The following is a 3,872-nucleotide window of genomic DNA, read 5'->3' as shown; positions in this document are numbered from 1 at the left end:
ACTCAATAAACTCACTCACTTCGTTCGCTGGGACGCATACACGCGGGGCGGCTTCGCCATTATGCCCCACGTGCCTGCGCCCGTTATTGAAAAGTTAGGTTTCAGGTGGAAACATGAGGGTCAACGGAACTATTAAGTCAGTAGATCGTATGCCATATTTGGCTCTACTTGAACTGTCAGAAACAAACGTTCCTCTGTTAAATTTTGTCGCTGTTCAATCATCAGAGGAGATATCGTTACCTTTAGTTCAAATTGGCAGCAAGGTTAGACTCGAGTGTTTTATCCAATTTGGAGTTGTTACAAATACTTCGCCTGTAGAATTTGATTTATATGTAACTCAATTGGGCAAAAATGCTACCACTAAAGGAAGAGCTAAAGTAATTTCAAGAGTTAACGATTACGAGTACGTAATTTGCCCATTAAATTCAGTAACGATCACTCTAGAGCTTGAAGAAGGCGCTTCTTTAAATGATGGGCAAATAATCGAGTTCACAGGTGAATTGAGCAATGAAACCTAACAACCAAATAAAGTCACTCGCTGTCGCTCGTTGGGACGCTAACACGCAGGGCCGCTTCGCTATTATGCCCTACGTGTTATCGCCCCTTATTTAAAAGTTATAAGCCAAGAGGTTTTAATGGAATTTAAAGACCTACCACTACATGATGGATTAGTAAAAACCATTTCAATAAATTGGTCTGATAAGTCAGCTGAGATTTTCTTAGACTGCTTTTTAATGCCAAACCAAAGTGCTCAACCATGCTCATTAACGTTTTCCGACATTTCCTCAATTAACGTACCAATGGCTACTCCTTGGGGTGAATCTAACTCTATTAATATGGCAAGAGTTCAAAACAACATTTTTCAAATTGAATTACAAAGTGGTGACACATTGCAACTTGAGGCAATAGCTTTTGACTTCGAAACAATTGGCTTATAACAACTCAATTAACTCGCTCACTGCGTTCGCTGGGACGCAGTCACGCGGGGCGGCTTCGCCATTATGCCCCACATGCCTGCGCCCCTTATTTAAAAGTTAGGTGCTAAAAAGGAGATGCCGGAATTACTATGGAAAGTATAGTTAAGCTACTAATTGTTACATTCTCTTTCGCTTTAACTGCATGCACAGAATCAAATAGCTCTGAGAGTTCGAACAGCTACACACAATGTATACGTTACAATTCTATTTGGGATAAAAACGAACCTATAATTCGTGAACTACTAAAAGCTCATGAAGTTACTGGTCTTAGTACAGAACAACAGCAAAAATTACGTAATGCACTAAATGAAATAAGGGCAATTAAGTACGATTACCAAATCAATGACTGTACTAAATATGACGCTCAGAAAGGATACTTTGAACTTCATAAGAGCGTAAATGATGCGTTAGTGAGTAACCACAGCAATGATGAGTCATAGGATGTTTTTACACGCACCTAACAACTCAATAAACTCGCTCACTTCGTTCGCTGGGACGCATACACGCGGGGCGGCTTCGCCATTATGCCCCACGTGCCTGCGCCCGTTATTGAAAAGTTAGGCGCCAAGGAGAAATTTTGGAAACTTTCGGTACTTACTTAGGCATATTAATAGGTTTGATTGGTCTTGGAGTTGGCTTTTGGCAAAACAGACAAAAAACACAATTCGAAAAGATAGTTCGTGCAAATAGTTGGTTCAATTATCAACGTGCAAACAATGCTAACGGTACCGTTCAGCTAGCATTGAAAAAGTATAAACAAATTCATTCAAACGATATTTCTAGCGAGGTTATAGAAGAATTAGCTAGGGCTGATGCTTTTGGTCAAGAAGTTTTCAAAGAGAGTATTCGGCAAATACATTTTTCTGAATCCTCTTTTAAAAGCAGTGATATAGAACAGTGGGAAAGCGAAGGGAAAATATCAGAAGCGGCCAACCCCCTTTTCAAACAACTTGCAGATAAAGGTATATCGACAAAAAGCGCCTAACAAAACACTAAAGGCACTCGCTTCGCTCGCTGGGACGCTAACAAATGGGCTGCGTCACTTCGTTCCTAATTTTAGCCCATATGTTATCGCCCCTTAGTGGGGTGTTAGTAGCCATATGAAAATGGAGACAGCAGTGGAAATAGATGAAGATAAAATCGATGAAGCGGCACTTGCTCTGTTTTACCTTACTCTGCACGACAAGTTTGGTAGCGCTTGGAAGCAAATAGATTGGAGTATCACCGACCGGCTTTATGAAAAAGGTTATATTCACGACCCTGTTGGCAAATCAAAGTCTGTTGTTTTAACTGAAGAAGGGCTCGCCAAATCAGAAGAGCTATTCAAAAAGTTATTCGTCAAAAGTGAGTGAGTATTGTGCGCATAGCTCAGCTGTTACTCTAGGATGTATCAGCGTGGCAACTAACAAGCCAATTAACGCACTCACTTCGTTCGCTGGGACGCATACACGCGGGGCGGCTGCGCCATTATGCCCCACATGTCTGCGCCCGTTATTGGTAAGTTAGATGGCACGGAGATTTAGGTGACTACTGTAATCGTTGCAGATATTTTTGGTAAAACACCAGCTCTTGAAGAGTTGGCAAATATCATTTGTAAGAACCATCTCATCGTCGACCCGTATGACGGTCAATATAAAATGTTCCAAACAGAAAGCGATGCATATGAGTATTTCTCCTCTAATATCGGCTTGGGAAATTACAGCAAGCATTTGATTAACTCGCTAACCAACTTGGATTCTTCTGTAAATCTCGTCGGATTCAGTATCGGTGCTGCTGCCATTTGGAATCTCTCAGAAAGTATTGCATCTTCACGCATAAAAAAAGCCATATGCTTTTACGGGTCTCAAATAAGAAACAACCGAAAAGTTGTTCCATTATTTCCAGTTACTCTTGTTTTCCCAAAAACAGAAAAACACTTTTCGGTACCAGAATTAATCTCGGAATTGCGCAACACAGAAAGAACTAAAATTAGGCAGGTGCCTTATTTTCATGGTTTTATGAATAAGTGCTCAACGAATTTCAACTTGCAAGGATACGAAAGTGAGCTTCGAACACTTGCGGCTAATGCCATCTAACAAAAAAATCAAGTCACTCACTTCGTTCGCTGGGACGCATACATGCAGGGCGGCTTCGCCATTATGCCCTACATGCCTGCGCCCCTTATTTAAAAGTTAGCTATACAAGGAAAGTTATGAGTCGTTTTCTATTATTGTTATTAAATATCCTAGCTTTTGAGGTTACAGCATGTTCCTTTGCACCAGCGTTTGATGATTTCGTAATATCTGAGAACTCTTCAGATGAAGTTACTAAACCAACTTTTAAAGTTGATTCAATTCATAGGGGAACAGATGATGGAAATCATGGTTCATGTTCTGATGCAGGCTTTATCAATTTAAAACTTGAGACTTTACCTTCACATGAACAAGGTTATATTTTTAAAATTATTGAAGGTAAATTTGAAGATCAGCTTTTTTACGAATCTCCTGTCGTACCATCGAAGTTTATGGAAAATGAAAAGCTATTTAGCTTTCTTTGGTTTGATGGGAGTAATGAAGAACAAGAGCCCATAAATATTACAGTTCAGATTATCGCTGTATCTCGTTCTGGGAATAAAAGTGAACCTCAACTTTTAACAATAACTCATCCCGGTATAAAAAAACCTTGGTGGAAGGTTTGGTAGCAAAGTATAGCTAACAAACGCATTAAACCGCTCACAAACTCGCTGGGACGCTAACACATGGGCTGCGTCACTTCGTTCCTAATTTTAGCCCATGTGTTATCGCCCTTTATGCGGGTGTTGGTATGACTCCCTTTGTCAACCCTGAACGAGCGTATCTCTGACATTCTTTCAGTCCATAATTAGCTTTGTTTCTCATTTAAAATAAATGAGCTAAC

Annotated in this window: 7 protein-coding genes; all 7 read left to right on the top strand. The window is 40.2% G+C overall.

Annotated elements, in window-relative coordinates; all coding sequences use genetic code 11:
- The first annotated feature begins 113 nt into the window (after positions 1-113).
- The 7 genes from MHN02_RS18445 to MHN02_RS18415 all read left to right on the top strand — a co-directional run bounded on the left by MHN02_RS18445 (position 114) and on the right by MHN02_RS18415 (position 3,657).
- Complete coding sequence (locus MHN02_RS18445) at positions 114-518, top strand: hypothetical protein (RefSeq protein ID WP_239247662.1); 405 nt, start codon at positions 114-116, stop codon at positions 516-518.
- 117 nt (positions 519-635) lie between these two features.
- Entirely contained in the window at positions 636-938 is a 303-nt protein-coding gene (locus MHN02_RS18440; RefSeq protein ID WP_239247661.1) for a hypothetical protein, read from the top strand.
- A gap of 128 nt (positions 939-1,066) precedes the next feature.
- Positions 1,067-1,417: a hypothetical protein gene (locus tag MHN02_RS18435; RefSeq protein WP_239247660.1), complete on the top strand. Its 351-nt coding sequence runs from the start codon at positions 1,067-1,069 to the stop codon at positions 1,415-1,417.
- A gap of 137 nt (positions 1,418-1,554) precedes the next feature.
- Entirely contained in the window at positions 1,555-1,962 is a 408-nt protein-coding gene (locus MHN02_RS18430; RefSeq protein WP_239247659.1) for a hypothetical protein, read from the top strand.
- 133 nt (positions 1,963-2,095) lie between these two features.
- The gene (locus MHN02_RS18425) at positions 2,096-2,329 is read left to right on the top strand and encodes a DUF6429 family protein (RefSeq protein WP_239247657.1); all 234 of its coding nucleotides are present in this window, start codon (positions 2,096-2,098) and stop codon (positions 2,327-2,329) included.
- Positions 2,330-2,500: 171 nt separating this feature from the next.
- Complete coding sequence (locus tag MHN02_RS18420) at positions 2,501-3,052, top strand: hypothetical protein (RefSeq protein ID WP_239247655.1); 552 nt, start codon at positions 2,501-2,503, stop codon at positions 3,050-3,052.
- Positions 3,053-3,168: 116 nt separating this feature from the next.
- The gene (locus tag MHN02_RS18415) at positions 3,169-3,657 is read left to right on the top strand and encodes a hypothetical protein (RefSeq protein ID WP_239247653.1); all 489 of its coding nucleotides are present in this window, start codon (positions 3,169-3,171) and stop codon (positions 3,655-3,657) included.
- The last annotated feature ends 215 nt before the right edge of the window (positions 3,658-3,872 follow it).

The organism is Alteromonas sp. CNT1-28 (assembly GCF_022348345.1).
In the GTDB taxonomy this organism is placed as follows: Bacteria; Pseudomonadota; Gammaproteobacteria; order Enterobacterales; family Alteromonadaceae; genus Alteromonas; species Alteromonas macleodii.
The sequence above is the reverse complement of the archived record's forward strand: the minus strand, read 5'-3'. Positions and strand labels throughout refer to the sequence as shown.